The 19,423-nt window shown below is 53.1% G+C and carries 18 protein-coding genes; 8 read left to right on the top strand and 10 right to left on the bottom strand.

The window, feature by feature from the left end:
- Window positions 1–217: 217 nt before the first annotated feature.
- Window positions 218–3,313, bottom strand: coding sequence for a multidrug efflux RND transporter permease subunit (locus FHC48_RS01380; protein ID WP_220418909.1), 3,096 nt, complete (start codon window positions 3,311–3,313; stop codon window positions 218–220).
- Window positions 3,314–3,408: 95 nt separating this feature from the next.
- Window positions 3,409–3,795 (bottom strand): hypothetical protein, encoded by a 387-nt coding sequence (locus FHC48_RS01375; protein ID WP_059363023.1) that lies wholly within the window; start codon window positions 3,793–3,795, stop codon window positions 3,409–3,411.
- Window positions 3,796–4,066: 271 nt separating this feature from the next.
- Here FHC48_RS01375 and FHC48_RS01370 point away from each other — a divergent pair, with 271 nt between their 5' ends.
- Window positions 4,067–4,771 (top strand): response regulator, encoded by a 705-nt coding sequence (locus FHC48_RS01370; RefSeq protein ID WP_008501224.1) that lies wholly within the window; start codon window positions 4,067–4,069, stop codon window positions 4,769–4,771.
- Window positions 4,768–5,832, top strand: a complete 1,065-nt coding sequence (locus tag FHC48_RS01365; protein ID WP_059363021.1) for an ATP-binding protein — start codon at window positions 4,768–4,770, stop codon at window positions 5,830–5,832. The genes FHC48_RS01370 and FHC48_RS01365 overlap by 4 nt, the downstream gene beginning before the upstream one ends.
- On the opposite strand, the gene FHC48_RS01360 is transcribed toward FHC48_RS01365, so the two are convergent.
- The 8 genes from FHC48_RS01360 to pspF all read right to left on the bottom strand — a co-directional run bounded on the left by FHC48_RS01360 (window position 5,813) and on the right by pspF (window position 14,499).
- Window positions 5,813–6,754 carry an ATP-grasp fold amidoligase family protein gene (locus tag FHC48_RS01360; protein WP_059363018.1) on the bottom strand — a complete coding sequence of 314 codons (942 nt, stop codon included), beginning with the start codon at window positions 6,752–6,754 and terminating at the stop codon, window positions 5,813–5,815. The genes FHC48_RS01365 and FHC48_RS01360 overlap by 20 nt on opposite strands.
- Before the next feature lie 148 nt (window positions 6,755–6,902).
- Window positions 6,903–7,709 (bottom strand): putrescine export ABC transporter ATP-binding protein SapF, encoded by an 807-nt coding sequence (gene sapF / locus FHC48_RS01355; RefSeq protein ID WP_008501227.1) that lies wholly within the window; start codon window positions 7,707–7,709, stop codon window positions 6,903–6,905.
- Window position 7,710: 1 nt separating this feature from the next.
- Complete coding sequence (gene sapD, locus FHC48_RS01350) at window positions 7,711–8,703, bottom strand: putrescine export ABC transporter ATP-binding protein SapD (RefSeq protein ID WP_008501228.1); 993 nt, start codon at window positions 8,701–8,703, stop codon at window positions 7,711–7,713.
- Entirely contained in the window at window positions 8,703–9,593 is an 891-nt protein-coding gene (gene sapC / locus FHC48_RS01345) for a putrescine export ABC transporter permease SapC (RefSeq protein WP_008501229.1), read from the bottom strand. Before sapC ends, sapD begins: the two co-directional genes overlap by 1 nt.
- Window positions 9,580–10,545, bottom strand: a complete 966-nt coding sequence (gene sapB / locus FHC48_RS01340) for a putrescine export ABC transporter permease SapB (protein ID WP_008501230.1) — start codon at window positions 10,543–10,545, stop codon at window positions 9,580–9,582. The genes sapC and sapB overlap by 14 nt, the downstream gene beginning before the upstream one ends.
- Window positions 10,542–12,182: an ABC transporter substrate-binding protein SapA gene (sapA, locus tag FHC48_RS01335; RefSeq protein ID WP_023292256.1), complete on the bottom strand. Its 1,641-nt coding sequence runs from the start codon at window positions 12,180–12,182 to the stop codon at window positions 10,542–10,544. The genes sapB and sapA overlap by 4 nt, the downstream gene beginning before the upstream one ends.
- A 986-nt stretch (window positions 12,183–13,168) precedes the next feature.
- A complete protein-coding gene (locus FHC48_RS01330) occupies window positions 13,169–13,444 on the bottom strand; it encodes a hypothetical protein (protein WP_008501233.1) in 276 nt (91 codons plus the stop codon).
- 80 nt (window positions 13,445–13,524) lie between these two features.
- Window positions 13,525–14,499, bottom strand: a complete 975-nt coding sequence (gene pspF, locus FHC48_RS01325; RefSeq protein ID WP_059362797.1) for a phage shock protein operon transcriptional activator — start codon at window positions 14,497–14,499, stop codon at window positions 13,525–13,527.
- Between the two features lie 166 nt (window positions 14,500–14,665).
- Between pspF and pspA the strand changes: the two genes are divergently transcribed.
- The 6 genes from pspA to FHC48_RS01295 all read left to right on the top strand — a co-directional run bounded on the left by pspA (window position 14,666) and on the right by FHC48_RS01295 (window position 19,405).
- Window positions 14,666–15,334: a phage shock protein PspA gene (pspA, locus tag FHC48_RS01320; protein WP_021240283.1), complete on the top strand. Its 669-nt coding sequence runs from the start codon at window positions 14,666–14,668 to the stop codon at window positions 15,332–15,334.
- A 49-nt stretch (window positions 15,335–15,383) separates the two neighbouring features.
- Window positions 15,384–15,608, top strand: a complete 225-nt coding sequence (pspB, locus tag FHC48_RS01315) for an envelope stress response membrane protein PspB (protein WP_008501236.1) — start codon at window positions 15,384–15,386, stop codon at window positions 15,606–15,608.
- Window positions 15,608–15,967, top strand: a complete 360-nt coding sequence (gene pspC / locus FHC48_RS01310) for an envelope stress response membrane protein PspC (RefSeq protein WP_059362794.1) — start codon at window positions 15,608–15,610, stop codon at window positions 15,965–15,967. The genes pspB and pspC overlap by 1 nt, the downstream gene beginning before the upstream one ends.
- Before the next feature lie 12 nt (window positions 15,968–15,979).
- Complete coding sequence (gene pspD / locus FHC48_RS01305) at window positions 15,980–16,204, top strand: phage shock protein PspD (RefSeq protein ID WP_023292260.1); 225 nt, start codon at window positions 15,980–15,982, stop codon at window positions 16,202–16,204.
- Between the two features lie 196 nt (window positions 16,205–16,400).
- Window positions 16,401–18,098: a sugar phosphorylase gene (locus FHC48_RS01300; protein WP_259281106.1), complete on the top strand. Its 1,698-nt coding sequence runs from the start codon at window positions 16,401–16,403 to the stop codon at window positions 18,096–18,098.
- A 14-nt stretch (window positions 18,099–18,112) separates the two neighbouring features.
- Window positions 18,113–19,405, top strand: coding sequence for an ABC transporter substrate-binding protein (locus FHC48_RS01295; RefSeq protein ID WP_023292262.1), 1,293 nt, complete (start codon window positions 18,113–18,115; stop codon window positions 19,403–19,405).
- The last annotated feature ends 18 nt before the right edge of the window (window positions 19,406–19,423 follow it).

Genomic DNA, 19,423 nt, shown 5'->3' with positions numbered 1-19,423 from the left:
AGGCAGTATTTCAAAATCATTCGAAATTAGCTCGAAATTATAGCCCACTCACGGCCCTTTGTGTCACGATATTTCTCGCACTTCTCCGAAGTCGCATGCCCCGAAGAATGCGCCGCGGACTCGCGGGGGCGCGAAATTTCAGCATTTGTCCAGTATATCACCCGGCAACAGCTTCGCCTCATCCAACCAGCGAGGAGGCGCGATCCCGCAAGGGTGTTCACGCTTTCCTGATGTTGCCGATGAAGCGCGCAATAACGATAAAGAAAACCGGTACGAAGAAGATCGCGAGAAGCGTACCGCTAATCATGCCGCCAAATACGCCGGTACCGATGGCATGCTGCGTACTGTCGCTTGCACCACTGGCCAGCATCAGAGGAACAACCCCTAAGGTAAAGGCTGACGATGTCATCAGAATGGGGCGCAGGCGCTGACTGGCGGCATGAATGGTCGCCGCCAGCAGGGGTTGCCCTTCGCGATGCAGCTGCCTGGCAAATTCCACAATCAGAATGGCGTTCTTGGCCGACAGGCCGATGAGCGTAATCAGACCGACCTTAAAGAACACGTCATTGGTCATGCCGGCAACAAACACCGCTATCACCGCGCCGATAAGGCCCAGTGGAACAACCAGCATGACCGCAAAAGGAATAGACCAGCTCTCATACAGGGCGGCGAGCACCATAAACACGACCAGTATCGACAGGGCGATCAGGCCCGGAAGCTGCGATTCCGATTTTATCTCCTGTAGCGAACTCCCGGCCCACTCACCCGCCATGCCCTGAGGCAGGCTCCTGGACAAGCCCTCCATGGCCTTCATAGCGGTGCCGCTGGATACGCCTGACGCCGCACTTCCGGTAATCCGTATAGCAGAATAACCCTGGTAGCGCGTCAACTGCTGCGGCGCAACGTTCCAGGAGATCGTCGCAAACGATGATACTGGCACCATCTCACCCATCCGGTTTTTCACTGATAGTTTCAGTATCTGCTCGGGCTGCATTCGATAGGGGGCATCGGCCTGCATAATCACCTGTTGAACGCGGCCGTTGTTGGTATAGTCGTTGACGTAATTTGAGCCCAGGGTGACGGAGAGCGTCTGGTTGATTTCATCGAATGAGACGCCCATCGCTTCCACCTTTTCCCGGTCAACCAGGAGCGCAAGGCTGGTTCCTTCCGGCAGACCGTCTATATAGACATCGCTGAGTTCAGGGCGTTGATTAGCCTGCTGAACCAGCGCGTCGGCGGCCCTCTTTAGAGCGTCATAGCCCGCTCCCGCTCTGTCCTGAACGTACCATGTGAAGCCCGAGGAGGTGCCCATATCCGAAATGGTCGGCGGGAGCAGGCTCATTGTGACGGCATCAGTGACGTTCGTCATGCTGGCCTGTATGTGGTCGGCTTCATCCTGAGCCGTCGAGCCCTGCCGATTTTTCCAGTCCTTCAGCGTGGTGAAGGCCATAGCTGAATTCGGTCCTGAACCTGAAAAGCCAAACCCCAGGATCATAATGTTGCTTTCAATGTCCGGCCGGACCGCAATTTCCGCTTCAAATTTTTTAACCACGTTGAGGGTGCGCTGCATCGTGGCATCAGAAGGCAGCTGGATAGAGGACATAAAGTAGCCCTGATCTTCATCCGGCAGAAAGGACGACGGTAGCGAAGACAATCCAACAAACAGCGCCGTGCAGAGCGCAACGTACAGGAGCAGCATACGCCCGGTTCGCTTCAGAACGGCACCCAGCCCGGCTTCGTAACAGACGGTGAGCAAACGGAAGCGCGCGTTAAACCTGGCCGCGAACCTTCCACTTCCGCTCTTTCCTGCCTTGTGCGGCTTGAGTAACGTTGCGCACAGGGCAGGCGTCAGCGTCAGGGCCAGAAACGCGGACAGCAGTATGGAGACCGCCATAGAAATACAAAATTGTCGATAGATAATCCCGACCGAACCCTCAGCAAACCCCATGGGGATAAAGACGGCTGTGAGCACCAGCGTGATCCCGATAATCGCCGGGGCGATCTCCTGCATGGCCTGTCGGGTAGCGTCCCGTGGGGAGAGGCTTTTTTCCGCCATCAGTCGTTCGACGTTCTCTACTACCACAATGGCATCATCAACGATAATCCCTATCGCCAGCACCATGCCGAACATCGTCAGAATATTGATGGAGTATCCGCTCAATAACATCACCGTGAGGGTGCCAAGAAGTGCGACGGGAGCAACAATCGCCGGGATAAGCGTACAGCGTATCTTGTGCAGAAACAGAAGCATCACCAGGAAGACCAGGACCATCGCTTCGACAAATGTCTGAACCACCTTCATGATAGACAGTTTCACAAACGGCGCGGTATCGAAGGGAACCGTAAACGCCATTCCTTCCGGTAACACCTGGGAAAGCTCGTCGATGCTCGCGCGTACGCCTGAAGCTGTACTCATTGCGTTGGCACCCGGTGACAGCTGGATTGCCGCCGCCGTTGCGGGCACGCCATTTTCGCGGATACTGAAAGCGTAACTTTGCAGGCCGGACTCAACGCGCGCGACGTCGGACAGTTTCAGCCTCGCGCCCGATGCATCTGATTTCAGGGTAATGTTTCTGAACGCCTCTACCGAAGTGAGTTGCCCCTTCACGGTGATGGGATACGTTACGCCTTGTCCCGCAGATGCTGGCTCATCTCCCGTTTTGCCGGGCGAAACCAGGGCATTTTGCTGGCCAACAGCGGTGAGAACATCGCTCACCGAGAGGCCGTAGCTGTGGAGCTTCATCGGATCCAGCCAGATACGCAGCGCTTTTTCGCCGCCAAACAGCTGAACTTTCCCTACGCCGGGCACGCGACGAAGCTCGTCACTGACGTTTCGGGCAAAATAGTCGCTTAAGTCGGCTTCCTCGAATTGACCGCTGGTGGACTTCAGCCCCACCATCATTAAAAATCCAGAATTAGCGGCCTCGACGTTAATGCCGTTTTGTCTTACCGCCTGAGGAAGACGAGGCTCGACGATCTTAATCTGGTTCTGCAGATCCATCTGTGCCAGCTTGATGTCCGTGCCGGGTTTAAACGTGACGGTAATAGACGCCGAACCGGTAGTGTCGCTGGATGATTCGAAGTAGAGCAAATTATCTACGCCAGAGATTTCGCGCTCGATTAACGATACCACCGACGTATTCATGATATCGGGGCTGGCCCCCGGGTAACTAACGGAAATAATGATGCCCGGCGGAGCCACCGCCGGATACTGCGCAACCGGCAAACGAGGAATAGACAGGAGACCCGTCAGGACGATAAACAGCGCCACAACCCAGGCGAAAATGGGACGGTCAATAAAAAAATGAGGCATTGGGTTATTTTTGTGCAAAAGAGTGAGGCAGAGACTCTACCGCGCACCTGTTTAGCGGAAGTGGGCGGTTTATGGAGGATGTGTGGAGCAAGGGCTCAGATCATTCTCATAATGAGGTACAGCGGTGCTCCACCAAAAAAAATGATCAAATAACACTCATAGTAAAAGATCAGATCCTCAATATCGGGCATCGCGTTTAACAGCACGGTGAACGTAATAATGAGATAAACAAAAATCACCACCATCCAGAAGGCGATGATAAGAAGCTCAATGAACGCGCCGGCTTTATTTTGTATGACCAGAGAAACCACTGACAATGCGATGCAGCCATAGATAAGGGGTGAAGAGAGCAGCGTCGAGGCGACTTTCTCATCCATTCTGTGTACCAGCACCAGCCAGGTATAAAGTAATCCCCACGACAGCAGCAGAAACAGAGAATATATGCCCAGTTTTTTAGGGGAAAAATATTTAGAAAATTCCATGTTCATTATTTCAGCCAACTTCATAAAATCTTTAAGAAACAGTGGTAATTTGCAGCGCGCAATGCACAACGCGTTATGCCTCATTAGCGATTTTGAACGGACATTGTCGAGTCTTTATTGACTGAATGTGTAGGCTGTGTGGAGAAATAACCGGGCATTTAAATCAACCGGGAAATTTTCGTGACTACGGCACTTTTTCCCGGAGGCTGTGTCTTATTGTGCTCAAGATATCTGATAGCGTGCTTAAAGGGATTTCACCCGCGGAGATAATATGAACAAAAATACGCTGATCCTTGTTGTTGAAGATGAAGACGAAATTGCCGATATACTGATGAGCTACTTAGAGCGTTCGGGAATGAAAACGCTCAGGGCCAGGCAGGGCGAGCAGGCGATAACGCTCAATCGCCTCCATAAACCGGATCTCATCTTGCTGGACATTCACCTGCCCGTGTGTGACGGCTGGAGCGTGCTTACCACGCTTCGCCATGAAAGCGCTGTCCCCGTCATTATGGTTTCCGCTCTCGATCAGGACGTCGATAAACTTATGGGTCTGAGGCTCGGCGCGGATGATTACGTCATCAAACCCTTCAACCCTTCGGAAGTTGTCGCACGGGTTGAGGCGGTGCTGCGTAGAACAAAGCCTGCGCTTCAGCAGGCGGGGGCCCTGCCGCTCAGAACGCCATTCATTACGGTCTATCCGGATGATTTCTACGTGGAGGTTACTGCGGGGCCCGAGGTTATCTCCCCGGTCTTAACGACGACCGAATTTAAGTTGCTTTCTTACCTGGTGCGGTATCCGCGCAAGGTCTGTTCCCGTGAAGAGTTGCTCAACGCGTGTTTGCCGGAAGGCGATACGCTCGACAGAACCGTCGACAGCCATATGAGCAAGCTGCGAAAAAAACTGGAGCTGGCCGGTCTTTATGGCGTTCCCGAGAGCATCAGGGGCATGGGTTACCGGCTTGGGGAAAAGAAATGAATAAAGAGTCTGTCCTGAGTCGTCAGATCTTAACGTATATGCTATTGCTGACGTTTACGATAATTGCCATCGCCATACTGGGCTCCTGGTTTTTTTACTCCTTTATTCTGGGTCATCTTCCCGGCGGCCCTGCTGCGGGCGATGACGAGCAGATGACGATGTGGGACTGGGTATGGATTGGGACCGCGACGACGATTAGCCTGATCATTGCCGTATTCTTTACGGTCAAACTTTCATCGCGAATACTCACCCCGCTAAACGCGGTCGCGTCCAGCCTGAAAAAAATTTCTCAGGGCGATCTGGACGCCAGGGCATTCTGTGCCAGTTCCCGGCTGGGAGAGATCAATCACCTGGTTACGGATTTCAATGAAATGGCAGAAAAGCTGCAAACGCTGGATATCCAGCGGAAATCCTGGAATGCTGCGATTGCGCATGAACTCAGGACCCCGGTCACCATTTTACGCGGAAGGCTTCAGGGGTTGGTTGACGGGGTGTTTACCCCGGATCCGGTGCTGTTTACTAACCTCCTTAAACAGACGGAAGGATTAACCCGTCTGATTGAAGATCTCCGGGTTATCAGTTCGGATGGCGGGGCAGGATACACGTTATACCAGGCCAGAACGGATCTGAAAGGGACAATACAGGACGCGCTCGATACCTTCATGCCCGAGTTCAACCGTAAGGCATTTACCGTCCATACTGAACTGAGGGAGCAGCAGTGCGTATTCGATCCCTTACGCATCAATCAGTGTCTGACCGTTTTATTTGACAATGCCTTACACTATTCAACTTCGCGCAAGCTCACGGTTAAAAATGGTGTTTCGGATAAAGGCAATTTTATCCTGATTCAGGATGGGGGACCGGGTATTCCCAGGGAGTTTCATGACTTCCTGTTTCAGCCCTTTCAGCGCGATAACGGCGCCAGACAGTTGAACCCGGAAGGCTGTGGTTTGGGCTTGTCGGTGGTAAAAGCCATCATGCTGGCGCATGGTGGCGATGTTACCTATACCTTATCAACGCAAAACCATTCGATATTTAAACTCACCTGGCCCGACTCGTGAGCGTCAGCGGCAGGTCAAATGTGCCTGCCGGCGGTAAATGCCATATTTTTCCTAGCTTAGCATCCCATTCCTGCGGGGTAATAGACAGTTTACCGCGTCTCGGGCTTAAGGTTATTTCACTGAAATAGATTTCATCTTTTTTTAGCATGAGGTCAACGCGGCAGTAGTCAATGCCATCCGCCAGCTCCTGGGATGCCAGCAACGCTTGTCGGAACAAGGCCGGTTCGCCTGGCGCCAACGGTGTATTCGGATATTCCATCTGAAAGGGTTGTAAGTTCCAGTACCTGTCGTAAACGTTGATGAAACCTTTGCCGCTGTCATCCGTAAAATCCGCTTCAACATAGTGGGCAACGCCATGAAAGCAATGGATCCTTAGCATTTCGGGCGCTGTGTTCCTGTCTGCATCATCGAAGAGATCGACATACGGTTCGCAAAGTATTTTTGGCGTAATGTTTTTGTACTGCCATTCGCGCGTGGTGTAGTACATATTTTTCTTTAACGCGAGACTGAGTTTTTTACACGCTTCCCTGACGTTAAATTGCGCTTTGTTCGTACATATTATTGTGCTGCCACTGTCATGGTTGCACTTAAGGACAAATTTTTCAGGGAGCGTCGAAAAGTTAATCTGGGATACCTTGCTGTACACGCCAAGTAATGGCACCGTTTTCGCACGCGTTGTTCTGGAAGTAACGTATTCCCGAACGGCGAGTTTATCGGCAAGCAGGGTATAGACGTTATTATGGTCATAGACCAGACGATGACATATTTTTTCACTCAACGTCGTGGGTGATTTAATGTCAGGGTGCTTCCCCGATGTTTTCTTGAGCCTCACAGTATGAAAATACAGGTCCGTCATTAAAAATGAACGACATTTTCTGATGAGGTACTCGATATATTTGAGAACGTAAGTGGCGTTGTTCATTTCTTCTCCTTCGTAATGTCCGGATATTCTGGAGAAGAACTGTTGATGTATTTTGCTGAGAATATGGAGCAGCTATGGAGATGAAAAAGTTAAGGATTAAACAGCGTATTAAGGCTATTTAATCCTTATTAAGCGGTGCAACGTTTGTTTACCGATCTTTGCGCCACGCATCGGCCGTCAGTGCTTCACCGAAATGACCGGCTATCAGCCGTTTTGTCAGCTCGTGAAGCGGGGAGGCCATCACATCCGCCGTGCTGCCGCGTTCAACCACTTCACCCTGGTGCATAACCATCACCTGATCGCTGATGTGCTTCATCATCCCCAGATGCTGGGTGACGTAGATATACGAGATGCCCTGTTTTTCCTGCAGCTCCAGCATCAGGTTAATCAGCTGCGAACGCATCGACATATCCAGCGAGGCAAGCGCTTCGTCAGCAATAATCACTTTCGGGCGCAAAATCAACGCACGCGCCAGACCCAGACGCTGTTTCTGGCCGGGGGCCAGCATGTGCGGGTAGTAGCTTTCGTGATCCGGTAACAGCCCAACCATGCGCAGGGTTTCGAAGATACGCTTACGGCGCGCCTCGGGCTCCAGGTCGGTGTTCAGACGCAGCGGAAAATCGAGGATCTGCGAAATGCGCTGGCGCGGGTTGAGCGAGGTCGACGGATCCTGGAAGATCATGCGGATGCGCTGGCTGCGGAAAGAGTAATCCCCGAACGTGAGAGGGTGATCGTCAATCAATACTTCGCCTGCAGTCGGTTCAACCATACCGGCGAGCATTTTCGCAAGGGTGGATTTCCCGGAACCGTTCTCGCCGATGATTGCCAGGGTCTGTTTTTCACGCAGGGTAAAGCTGAGCGGTTTTACCGCGTCGACAGTTTGACGATGAAACAGCCCCGTGCGGTAGCGAAAGGTCTTACTCAGGTTGCGGACTTCCAGCAAGGTTTCGACCATTTCACTCTCTCTCCATGTTCAGCGGGAAATGACAGGCGTAAAGATGATTTTTGGCCCCGGTCAGGCGTGGCGTCTCGATACATTTACGCTGCGCATACGGGCAACGCGGCCCCAGACGACAGCCTATCGGCAACGATTCCAGCAGCGGAATCGCCCCGGGCAGGGTATTCAGGCGGCTCTTATGCGGCATGGCGCTGCCAAAATCGGGAATAGCGCGGATTAGCGCCTGCGTATAGGGATGGTGCGGCGCGGTGATCAGGTCTTCACTCGGCGCGGTTTCGACCGTTTGTCCGCAGTACATCACGTCAATCTTATCCGCCCATTTGCTGAGCATTTGCAGGTCATGGCTGATCAGCAAAATGGTGGTGTTGTTGTTCTGGTTAAGACGCGACAGCAGGCGGAAGATTTGCGCCTGCGTGGTGGGTTCCATCGCGTTCGTCGGTTCATCTGCAATCAGCAAACGCGGCTGATTGGCCAGCGCGATGGCAATCATCACTTTCTGACATTCACCGTCGGTCAACTCGTACGGGAAGCTGCGCATCGCATCTTTGTGATCTTTGATCCCGACGCGGTGTAAAAGCTCAATGGCGCGACGCTTGCGCCAGCCCACGCGTTGCCACCAGCGGCCTTTATAGGTCCAGCCGGGGATGTTCTGCATCAGCTGTTTGCCCACGCGCTCGGACGGGTCGAGACAGGACTGCGGCTCCTGGAAAATCATGGAGACGTTGTGCCCGACCAGTTTACGCCGCTCGCGGGGAGAGAGGCGCAGCAGGTCGATATCATCAAACCGCATACGGTCTGCGGTGACGCGCCAGTTATCTTTCGCCACGCCGCAGATGGCTTTGGCGATCAGGCTTTTGCCTGAGCCGGATTCCCCCACCAGCCCGCGAATTTCACCCTCCGCGAGGGTGATGCTGATGCGATCGACGGCTTTAACCCAGCCTTCACCGGTTTTGAATTCAATGGTGAGGTTGCGAATATCAAGAAGCGGCATTATTGCACCCCCGCGTTAATTGCACGGCGAATACCGTCGCCCAGCAGGTTGATCAGCAGCACGCTCACCATAATGGCCGCACCCGGCAGCATAACCGTCCACGGTGCCACGTAAATTAACTCCAGCGCGTCACCGAGCATCGCACCCCATTCAGGCGACGGCAGCTGCGCGCCGAGGTCGAGGAAGCCGAGCGCCGCGATGTCCAGAATCGCCATCGACAAGGCGCGGGTGATCTCGGTGACCAGCCCGGACGCGATGTTAGGCAGCACGGCAAACCACAGGATATTGAAGGTGGTCGCGCCGTCCAGACGCGCAGCGACGACATACTCTTTTTCCAGCTCGTCATGCACCATGCTGTAAACCGAGCGCACGATGCGGGGCAGGATAGCCAGCCAGACGGCGAACATGGCATGCGACAGGTGCGGACCGGCAAAGGCAACCACAACGATCGCCAGCAGTAGAGACGGAATCGACAGCAGCGTATCCAGAATGTGGTTAAGCACCGCCGAGCGCAGGCCATGCGTGGATCCCGCAAAAATACCCAGCGCCAGCCCGCAGATCGTGGCCGCGAACGTCACCACAAACGCGCCGCCCACCGTCGGGGCTGCACCGCTCAGCAGGCGGCTCAACACGTCACGTCCGAGGTCGTCCGTTCCCAGGAAGAAGGAGACCTCTCCGTAGCGCGACCAGGACGGCGGCAGCAGCTGATAGCCAAGGAACTGCTGGTCAATGCCGTACGGCGCAAACCAGGAGCCAAAGACGCAGAGCAACACCAGACCGGCGCAGCCATAAAGGCCGATCATCGCCGTGGTATCACCATAGAATTTACGCCACACGGTACGCAGCACACCGGGCGTGCGCTTTTCACTGTATACGTTATCGTAGGGCATACCATTCCTTATGCTTCAACGGGTTAGCCATGGCACCCAGAATATCGGACAACACGTTAACAATAATCACCAGCGAACCAATCACCATCACCCCTGCGGAAATCGCGGCGTAGTCCTGCTGGCGGATAGCGTTAATCAACCACCGCCCGAGGCCAGGCCAGCTAAAGACCATCTCGGTGATCATGGCCAGCGTGAGCATGGTGGAAAACTGTAATCCCAGACGCGGAATAACCGGCGGCAGCGCGTTGTGCAGGACATTGCGGCGCAGGATGGTCAGGCGCGACAGTCCGCGCGTGGCGGCGGCTTTGACATAATTCTGGTCAAACACTTCGATGGTGCTCAGGCGCATCAGGCGGATCACTTCGGTTGTTGGCGCAACCGCCAGCGTCAGCACCGGCAGCACCATATGGCGCAGGGCGCTGACAATCATCTCATGCCGCCACACGGAATCGGACAGCCACGCGTCGATAATGGCAAAGCCCGTCACCGATTTAACCGTATAGAGCAGGTCAAAACGTCCCGAAACCGGGAGCCAGCCCATCGTCAGCGAGAAGAAAAGCGTCAGCAGCAGCGCCAGCCAGAAGACCGGGATGGAGAAGCCGAGCAGGGCGAGGGCGCTAATAAACTTATCCTGCCATTTGTTGCGATATATCCCGGCCAGCATGCCCACGGGGATCCCGACCATCAGGGCAAACCCGAAGGCCAGAATGCACAGCTCCATCGTGGCCGGGAAAACCTCTTTCAACTGCTCGGAAATCAGCTGCCCGTTAATGCTGGACACGCCGAAATCCCAGTGCAGCAGGCCGTTAAACCAGAAGAGCCAGGCATCCCACAGCGACGATCCCTGGAGTGGGGCGTGGGGCGTGAAATAGCTCAGACTAAAGCCGACAAAGTTCAGGAAAAAGAGCGTCACCAGCAGCAAAAGGAGCCGACGCAAGGTAAAAATAATCATGGTTTTTTCACCTCTTGTTCTTTTTCACGCGACACGCCAGCGAACGAGGCGTTGCCAAACGGGCTCAGCACCAGGCCTTTAATATCATAGCGATACGCCTGAAGGCGCAGGGAAGAGGCCAGCGGCAGCACCGGCAGTTCCTGGGCAAGGATTTTCTGCGCTTCATCATAGGCGTCGATGCGCGAGGCCAGCTGTTGGGAAGCCAGCGCTTTTTGCAGCACGGCGTCAAACTCCCGGTTACACCAGTGCGCATAGTTGGTCTGCGAGTTTATCGCCGCACAGCTCAGCAGTGGCCGGAAGAAGCTGTCCGGGTCGTTGCTGTCGGTGGCCCAGCCGGTGAGGGTTAAATCATGATTCATATCCATCAGGCGCGCCTCCTGGAAACGGCCCTCTACCGGTACGATGATCACTTTCACGCCCACCTGCGCCATATCCGCCTGCAGCAGTTCGGCGGTCTTGAGCGGGCTGGGGTTCCACGCCTGGGAGCTGGTTGGCACCCAAAGCTGCAGCGTGAGGTTTTCCGCCCCCAGCGCTTTCAGCTGTTCACGCGCTTTTGCCGGATTGTATTCCGTAATTTTAGCCTCACCGTCGTAGGCCCACGAGGCGCGCGGTAAAATTGAGGCGGCGGTTTCCGCCGTACCGTAATAAATCGACTGCATCAGGCGCTGGTTGTTGATGGCCAGCGCAAGGGCGTGACGAACGGCAGGGTTATTCAACGGCGGCTTATCGGTGTTAAAGGCCAGATACGCGATGTTCATCCCCGGACGTAGCGTCAGACGCAGGCGCGGATCGTCGCGCAAAATCGTGAGCTGGCTGGCCGCGGGCCAGGCAAGCACGTCACATTCCCCGGTGAGCAGTTTTGACAGACGTCCCGTCCCGCCAGAGCCGAGATCGACCACCACCTGCGGCATCAGCGGCGTACCCCGCCAGAAATGCTCGTGGCGCTGCAGACGAATATATTGCCCGGCGCGGTATTCGGCCAGCTGGAACGGACCGGTGCCGACCGGCTGACGATCGAGCAGTTCCTGACGATCTTTTTTCGTCAGCTTCGCCGCGTATTCGGCCGACATGACGGACGCATAGTGGGTTGCCAGGTGCCACAGGAATGAGGCATCCGGGCGCGTCAGCGTGAACTCAACAGTGCGGTTGTCCAGCTTGCGCACGCTTTTCACGGTGTCGGCAAACTGCAGGCTGTCGAAATAGGGGAAATTGCTGCCGTTAACGTTATGCCACGGGTGATTGCGGTTGAAGATACGCTGGAAGGTGAAGACCACGTCATCCGCATTCAGCTTGCGCGAGGGGGTAAACCACGGCGTGCGCTGAAACGCAACATCATCGCGCAGGTGAAAACGGTAGGTTGCGCCGTTATCCAGCACTTCCCAGCTTTCCGCAAGCTCGGGCACGAGACGGTAAGTGTACGGGTCTACATCCAGCAGACGATCGTAAAGCTGCGCGGCAAGGGTATCCACAATCAGGCCGCTGCCCGCTTTTTGCGGGTTGAAGGTATCCACCTGGCCGCTTACGCAATAGACGAAGCCGCTGTCACGAATGTCAGGCTGCGGCGTTTGCCCGGGCGCGGCAAAAGCCAGGCTGCTAAACAGACCAAGTGCAAAAAAGGACGATAAAACCAGACGCATAATTTTTAAGGTATTAAATATGAAGTGGCTATCCTACTAATTTTAAACGACATTATCCAGTATCGTTTAAGCCTGAGGGCATAATGGGGCAGTAACGTTTGCAGTCGGTCACTCAGCGTCACAACCCGATGCACGTTCATACCTGCAATCCACTTTGAATATACCTCATGGACTATCTTAGCATTTTCGTGGCGTATCTGACTCGCTATAAACGAAGGATTTAACCCGGCAGACAGGGTTTCGCAAAGTCGGTCGGTATAGTTACGTCTTCGCTGGGTAAAATGACAGGAATGCAGGGTACATTCCAGGTGCGATATCATTTTAATTGTAATATGTGTCTGATATATTATGATTTTTTACTAAAGTAAAACAAATTATGGCATTCAGACTACCCGCCAAACGCGAAGTGTTTGCATACTTTTGCCTGGGATTATGGTTTTACGGGATGTGTCGGCTTGACATCTATACAAGCGATGCGTACTTGATAGAACCAGGTTCTGTTTATTGGTGAATTATCTTGATTTCAGTCGCTATAGGTGCCTTTGCATCATGGCGCGTTTCGTCACGCGTCAAAAGCAAAGAGGGTAAACTGGAGCGCGTTAAGTTTTCCTGGCTTGTTTTGTGTTTGTAGTGGGTGTCGTATCTTTCACACTCTGGGAAAGCACTGAAGCAATCATCGTTTCAAGTGCAACGCAAACAGTTAGCGGAACTTACCCTTTCAGGATGAACTACCCAGGACCTTCATGCGGAAAACATTGCCGTTGCAAGGCTGGGGTTGTCTATTATGACGAATTCTTAAAGCGTGAAATTGAATTCTGCCAGTGGGATGACGCTTCGTTTTTTTTCTACACAGACTCTATTCGTGTGGTCAAAAAAGTCAATGCTCACGGCGGTAAAATAATAAGCCATGAGGCAATTCACTAATTCAAAAGAGTGTCCTGAGATAGCTACATAATGAATAATAAGAGTGCCCAGAAGCAAGCGCATCACTGGAATAGTGAGCTTAGTGTCTTGAAAATAAAGTTTTTTTGATCAAGTGAAATGATGCCGACAGCTAAAAGTAACGAACCACCGCTCGCCATGGTTAAAAGGTTAAAATAGAATTTCCAGGGGTGTTTAGAGCAATAAACATAATACTTCTCATAGGTTCCGTTGAGCCAGCCAATAAAAACTCCTGTCCTCAGAGCTTTACTTGTATGCCAGATGTAGAAAATACCGCCTAAGCAGAATGCGAGAGAAATCAAAAAATCTAAAATAGCCATCTTAATAATATCCTTATTCTTCTTGATTCATCTATTGTTTTTTTTCATAAAATAAGTGAATTTTAAAGTGATAGACACTGTCATCGCATTTGATGCTTTTTAAGCAATGCCCTTAACTGATGGTAGGTCAGACCCAGCAGTTCAGCCGCCCGTTTCTGGTTGTATTTCGCCATCTTCAGGCTTTGCTCCAGCAGCTGTTTCTCCTGGTCGTGCTGGAACTGGCGCAAATCAAAGGGAAGAGCAGGGGCGTCGCCTGGAGACGTTGGTGCGGACGACGGCGCGCTGCGCTGAAAAGGATCGATAATGATGTTGTCCAGCTCCGTCTCGCTGCTGCCGTGGCGATAGACGGAACGCTCCACGACGTTTTTCAGCTCGCGGATATTGCCCGGCCAGTGGTACGCGAGCAGCGTCTCCCGAGCATAATCGCTGAAGCCGGGGAACAGCGGCAGTCCGAGCTCGCGGCACATCTGAATCGCAAACTGGTCTGCCAGCAGCATAATGTCGCTTCTTCGCTCGCGCAGCGGAGGAAGCTGCACGACGTCAAAGGCCAGGCGGTCAAGCAGGTCGGCACGGAATGTTTCCTCTGCCACCCTCTCCGGCAGGTTGGCGTTAGTGGCGCACACCAGGCGCACGTTGACTTGCAGCGGCTGACTACCGCCGACGCGCTCCAGTTCGCCGTATTCAATCACGCGCAGCAGTTTCTCCTGCACCAGCATGGGCGCGGTGGCCAGCTCATCAAGAAACAGCGTACCGCCGTCGGCGCGCTCAAAGCGTCCGGGATGGCGTTTCTGGGCGCCGGTAAACGCGCCCGCCTCATGGCCGAAGAGCTCGGTATCGAGCAGGTTTTCATTCAGCGCCGCGCAGTTAAGGGAAATGAAGGGGCCGTCCCAGCGCCCGGATAAGTAGTGCAGACGGTTGGCGATGAGTTCCTTACCCGTACCCCGCTCGCCGATAATCAGCACCGGTTTGTTGAGCGGCGCCAGGCGAGACACCTGTTCCAGCACCTCCAGAAAGCTGTTTGCTTCGCCGAGTAAATTGTCTTTGTATCCGGGCATGATGAAATTAACCACTCCTTAGCGATATTCACCAGGTAAGAATAGTTCTTTGCTGCATAAAAATCAATCAGTTCTTGTTAAATCAATAAGATAAAAAATTGGCACGGGAATTGTATTATCCATACAGCAGGGCATTGCCCGATAACAGAACTATGAGGAGTCAATTATGGGTATTTTTTCTCGTTTTGCCGACATCGTGAACGCCAACATCAACTCACTGCTGGAGAAAGCGGAAGATCCGCAGAAGCTGGTGCGTCTGATGATTCAGGAGATGGAAGACACGCTGGTTGAAGTCCGCTCTACCTCCGCCCGCGCGCTGGCTGAGAAAAAACAGCTTACGCGTCGTATTGAACAGGCCACCGCTCAGCTGAACGAATGGCAGGAAAAAGCTGAACTCGCGCTGCGCAAAGACAAAGAGGATCTGGCCCGTGCGGCGCTGATCGAAAAACAGAAGCTGGCAGAGTTGGTCGCTACGCTCGAGCATGAAGTGACCCTGGTGGATGACACGCTCACCCGCATGAAGAAAGAGATTGGCGAGCTGGAAAACAAGCTGAGCGAAACCCGCGCGCGTCAGCAGGCGCTGACCCTGCGTCACCAGGCGGCAAGCTCCTCCCGCGACGTGCGTCGCCAGCTTGACAGCGGTAAGCTGGATGAAGCGATGGCCCGTTTTGAATCGTTTGAGCGTCGTATCGACCAGATGGAAGCGGAAGCCGAAAGCCACGGCATCGGTAAGCAGAAGTCACTGGATCAACAGTTCGCTGATCTCAAGGCCGATGATGAAATCAGCGAGCAGCTGGCGGCACTGAAAGCCAAAATGAAGCAAGACAACCAATAATAATGCCTGCGGCACCTGAACGTGCCGCATCGTAAGACAAGGAGTACACATGAGCGCGCTTTTTCTGGCTATTCCCCTGACGATTTTCGTGCTGTTCGTTTTGCCGATTTGGTTATGGCTGCACTACAGCAACCGTTCCTCACGGGGCGAACTTTCCCAGAGTGAACAACAGCGTCTGATACAGCTCTCCGATGAGGCGAACAAAATGCGTGAACGCATTCAGGCGCTGGAAGCCATCCTGGATGCTGAACATCCAAACTGGAGGGACCGTTAATGTCTGGACTGAATTTGAACAAAAAGCTGTGGCGAATTCCACAGCAGGGCATGGTGCGCGGCGTCTGCGCCGGGCTGGCTCACTATCTTGACGTCCCGGTTAAGCTGGTACGCGTGGTGACGGTGCTGTCGATCTTCTTCGGTCTGGCATTTATTACCCTGGTTGCGTACATCGTGTTGTCGTTTGTGCTTGACCCGATGCCGGAAGGAGAACTGGCGGCGGAAGGCGCTCCCACCAGCAGCGATCTCCTCAATGCTGTGGATGCGCAACTCGCCGCCAGTGAGAAGCGGTTACGGGAAATGGAACGTTATGTCACATCCGATACCTTTACGCTGAGAAGTCGTTTCCGTCAGCTTTAAGAGAGAAAAGAGATGAAACAACACTGGCAACAGGCCGGTCAGAAGGTAAAACCCGGCCTGAAAATCGCAGGTAAGCTGGTCCTGATGACCGCGTTACGTTACGGTCCGGCTGGGGTAGCGGGGTGGGCGATTAAATCGGTTGCCCGCAAGCCGGTCAGAATGGTACTGGCCGTGGCGCTCGAACCGCTGTTGCAAAAGGTGGCGAAACGGCTGTCACGCCGCTACTTATCCCAGTAGTTTCCGCTCGCAGCAGCCCTTTCTCTTTCAGGAGAGGGGCTGGCGATGATTACCCGCACTTCCTCATTTCACCTGCTTTCTTTGCGGCAGCTCACAATATTGCGCTGAGCTGCTTTGCAATCGCATTTTTCTCCTGCCCGGTCCGTTGACAGATATTTTTCATGGGAGTAGATTGCCATTCCGTGGGACCGCTACCATGGAAAATCAAGTGAACGAAAAAATTAAAGCACTCATTAATCTTGTTTATGGAAAAACGTTTTCTGAAGCACATCTTCATATGCTGCTGGAAAATATTGAAAAGGCCGCCTCTGTTATTACTGAAAGGCGTAAAATGGGCTGGGATGAAAAAGATATCGTTCTGATAACCTATGCCGATCAGTTTTCCGCGAAAGGGGAGAAAGCACTCCCTGTTTTTACACGTTTTTATAACAAATGGCTTTCGCATTCTTTTTCTCATGTCCATCTTTTGCCTTTTTATCCGTGGTCTTCGGACGATGGCTTTTCTGTTATTGATTATCATGAAGTTGCGCCTGAAACGGGAACATGGCGAGACGTTGCTGAATTAAAACAGTCAACCAGTTTGATGTTTGATTTCGTCTGCAATCATATGTCGGCCAAAAGTGCCTGGTTTGCTAATTATCTGAAGCAAATGCCGGAATATGATGATTTCTTCATTTCTGTCGATCCTGAGACAGATTTATCCGCGGTGACGCGTCCGCGTGCCTTACCGCTTCTTACGCCTTTCACACTTCATGATGGCAGCGTGCGACATCTGTGGACCACCTTCAGTGAGGACCAGATCGATCTCAACTTCGCCTCTCCGCAGGTACTGATTGCGATGGTCGACGTGCTGCTGCATTACCTTATTGAAGGGGCGCGGTATATTCGACTGGATGCCGTAGGGTTCATGTGGAAAATACCGGGAACGCGCTGCATTCACCTTGAGCAAACCCACCAGCTCATCCAGCTTTTCCGCGCCATTACCGAGGTGGTTGCCCCCGGCACGGTGATTATCACCGAGACGAACGTTCCGCATAAAGATAACGTCTCTTACTTCGGTAACGGCGAAAATGAAGCGCAGATGGTTTATCAGTTCTCGTTGCCTCCGCTGGTGCTGCATGCGGTGCACAGCCAGGATGTCAGCACGCTGAGCCAGTGGGCTGCGTCGCTGGCGTTGCCTTCCACAAAAACCACCTGGTTCAACTTCCTGGCCTCGCATGACGGCATTGGTCTTAACCCATTGCGCGGAATTTTACCGGAGTCGGAGATCCTCTCGCTTGTAGAAAAGCTCCAGACCGAAGGTGCGTTGGTTAACTGGAAAAATAACCCGGATGGCACACGAAGCCCGTATGAAATTAACGTGACCTATCTGGATGCCTTAAGTACGCGAGAAAGTCATGATAGCGAACGCATTGCCCGGTTTATTCTGGCCCATGCCGTCCTGTTAAGCTTCCCCGGTGTGCCTGCGGTTTATATTCAGAGCATTCTCGGCTCCCGTAATGATTATGATGGCGTAGAGCGTCTGGGATATAACCGTGCGATAAATCGTGAAAAATATGCCGCGGGTCAAATTGATTGCGCGCTTGAAGATAAAAATAGTCTCCGTTATCAGGTTTACAGTGCGTTAAGTCAGTTAATCGTATTGCGCCGGGCGGAAAAAGCATTCCATCCCGACAGTGAGGCTTATTTCAGTACGTCAGGGAAGCATGTTTTAAAAATTGTCCGCGTGGCGGATTGTGGTGAGAAAATAACAGCGTTGTTTAATTTCAGTGATAATTCTCAAACGGTTGAGTCCGATATTCACTCGGGAAGGGAATTGATTAGCGGAAAAGATATTACCGACACGACTCTGATCCTAAATCCATGGCAGGTATTGTGGATTAAAGAAAACTAAAAAGGACCTTAAACATGAAAATACCCAGAATTGTGCTGATATCAGCACTGGTTTCGTGCGCCCTGTTATCAGGCTGTAAGGATGACAAAGCGTCCTCTGTCACCATTGAGTTTATGCACTCGTCGGTAGAGCAGGAGCGTCAGGCCGTTATTACGAAACTGATCGAAAAATTCGAGAAAGAGAACCCGGGCATCACGATAAAACAGGTACCGGTAGAAGAGGATGCCTACAACACCAAGGTGATTACGCTGGCGCGAACCGGCGCGCTGCCTGAAGTGATTGAGGTCAGCCATGACTATGCAAAAGTGATGGATAAAGAACAGCTTCTGGATCGTGACGCAATCGCTGAAGCAATTAAGGCGGTGGGGGAAAACACCTTCTATGACGGCATCTTGCGCGTTGTCCGCACGGAAGACGGCGCAGCCTGGACGGGCGTGCCGATCAGCGCCTGGCTCTCTGGCGTGTGGTACCACAAAGATGTGCTGGCCGCGGCGGGCATTGAGGAGCCGCATAACTGGGAACAGCTTCTGCAAGCCAGCCAGCGCCTGAACGACCCGGCTAAAAAACATTACGGCATCGCGTTACCGACTGCGGAAAGCGTGATGACCGAACAGTCGTTCTCTCAGTTTGCCCTTTCCGGTGGCGCGAACGTGTTTGATGCAAAAGGGAATGTCGACATCGATACCCCGGAAATGGCCAAAGCGCTGGCGTTTTATAAAGCGCTGGCTGCGACCACCATGCCGGGTTCGAACGATGTTATGGAGATCAAAGACGCCTTCATGAACGGTTCTGCGCCGATGGCGGTTTACTCCACCTACATCCTGCCCGCCGTCTACAAGGACGGAAACCCTGCCAACCTGGGCTTCGTTGTCCCGACTGAAAACTCATCGGCGGTGTACGGCATGATCACCTCGCTGACGATCACCACCGGACAAACCGAAGAGGAGACCAAAGCGGCCGAGAAGTTTGTTACCTGGATGGAACAGGCTCAAAACGCGACGGACTGGGTCATGATGTCGCCGGGCGCGGCGCTGCCGGTAAACAAAGGGGTGGTGGGCACGGATACCTGGAAAAACAACGACGTGATTAAAGCGTTTGGGCAGTTGCCATATGAGCTGATTGCACAGTTCCCGAACGTGCAGGTGTTTGGCGCGGTTGGGGATAAAAACTTCACCCGCATGGGCGACGTGACGGGCTCCGGCATTATCAGCTCCATGGTACATAACGTCACGGTGGGGCAGAAGGACCTTAACACAACGTTAAGCAGCAGCCAGAAGCGACTGACTGATCTCATTACACAACGATAGGAGCGCTCTGCGGAAGGA

The organism is Enterobacter sp. EC_50 (assembly GCF_019584525.1).
Classification (GTDB): Bacteria; Pseudomonadota; Gammaproteobacteria; order Enterobacterales; family Enterobacteriaceae; genus Enterobacter; species Enterobacter roggenkampii.
The sequence above is the reverse complement of the archived record's forward strand: the minus strand, read 5'-3'. Positions and strand labels throughout refer to the sequence as shown.

What these genes read in the sequence shown, in the direction of transcription:
- FHC48_RS01380 (WP_220418909.1), bottom strand. Translation starts at nt 3,313, where the DNA reads ATGCCTCATTTTTTTATTGACCGTCCCATTTTCGCCTGGGTTGTGGCG.
- FHC48_RS01375 (WP_059363023.1), bottom strand. Translation starts at nt 3,795, where the DNA reads ATGGAATTTTCTAAATATTTTTCCCCTAAAAAACTGGGCATATATTCT.
- FHC48_RS01370 (WP_008501224.1), top strand. Translation starts at nt 4,067, where the DNA reads ATGAACAAAAATACGCTGATCCTTGTTGTTGAAGATGAAGACGAAATT.
- FHC48_RS01365 (WP_059363021.1), top strand. Translation starts at nt 4,768, where the DNA reads ATGAATAAAGAGTCTGTCCTGAGTCGTCAGATCTTAACGTATATGCTA.
- FHC48_RS01360 (WP_059363018.1), bottom strand. Translation starts at nt 6,754, where the DNA reads ATGAACAACGCCACTTACGTTCTCAAATATATCGAGTACCTCATCAGA.
- sapF (WP_008501227.1), bottom strand. Translation starts at nt 7,709, where the DNA reads ATGGTCGAAACCTTGCTGGAAGTCCGCAACCTGAGTAAGACCTTTCGC.
- sapD (WP_008501228.1), bottom strand. Translation starts at nt 8,703, where the DNA reads ATGCCGCTTCTTGATATTCGCAACCTCACCATTGAATTCAAAACCGGT.
- sapC (WP_008501229.1), bottom strand. Translation starts at nt 9,593, where the DNA reads ATGCCCTACGATAACGTATACAGTGAAAAGCGCACGCCCGGTGTGCTG.
- sapB (WP_008501230.1), bottom strand. Translation starts at nt 10,545, where the DNA reads ATGATTATTTTTACCTTGCGTCGGCTCCTTTTGCTGCTGGTGACGCTC.
- sapA (WP_023292256.1), bottom strand. Translation starts at nt 12,182, where the DNA reads ATGCGTCTGGTTTTATCGTCCTTTTTTGCACTTGGTCTGTTTAGCAGC.
- FHC48_RS01330 (WP_008501233.1), bottom strand. Translation starts at nt 13,444, where the DNA reads ATGGCTATTTTAGATTTTTTGATTTCTCTCGCATTCTGCTTAGGCGGT.
- pspF (WP_059362797.1), bottom strand. Translation starts at nt 14,499, where the DNA reads ATGCCCGGATACAAAGACAATTTACTCGGCGAAGCAAACAGCTTTCTG.
- pspA (WP_021240283.1), top strand. Translation starts at nt 14,666, where the DNA reads ATGGGTATTTTTTCTCGTTTTGCCGACATCGTGAACGCCAACATCAAC.
- pspB (WP_008501236.1), top strand. Translation starts at nt 15,384, where the DNA reads ATGAGCGCGCTTTTTCTGGCTATTCCCCTGACGATTTTCGTGCTGTTC.
- pspC (WP_059362794.1), top strand. Translation starts at nt 15,608, where the DNA reads ATGTCTGGACTGAATTTGAACAAAAAGCTGTGGCGAATTCCACAGCAG.
- pspD (WP_023292260.1), top strand. Translation starts at nt 15,980, where the DNA reads ATGAAACAACACTGGCAACAGGCCGGTCAGAAGGTAAAACCCGGCCTG.
- FHC48_RS01300 (WP_259281106.1), top strand. Translation starts at nt 16,401, where the DNA reads ATGGAAAATCAAGTGAACGAAAAAATTAAAGCACTCATTAATCTTGTT.
- FHC48_RS01295 (WP_023292262.1), top strand. Translation starts at nt 18,113, where the DNA reads ATGAAAATACCCAGAATTGTGCTGATATCAGCACTGGTTTCGTGCGCC.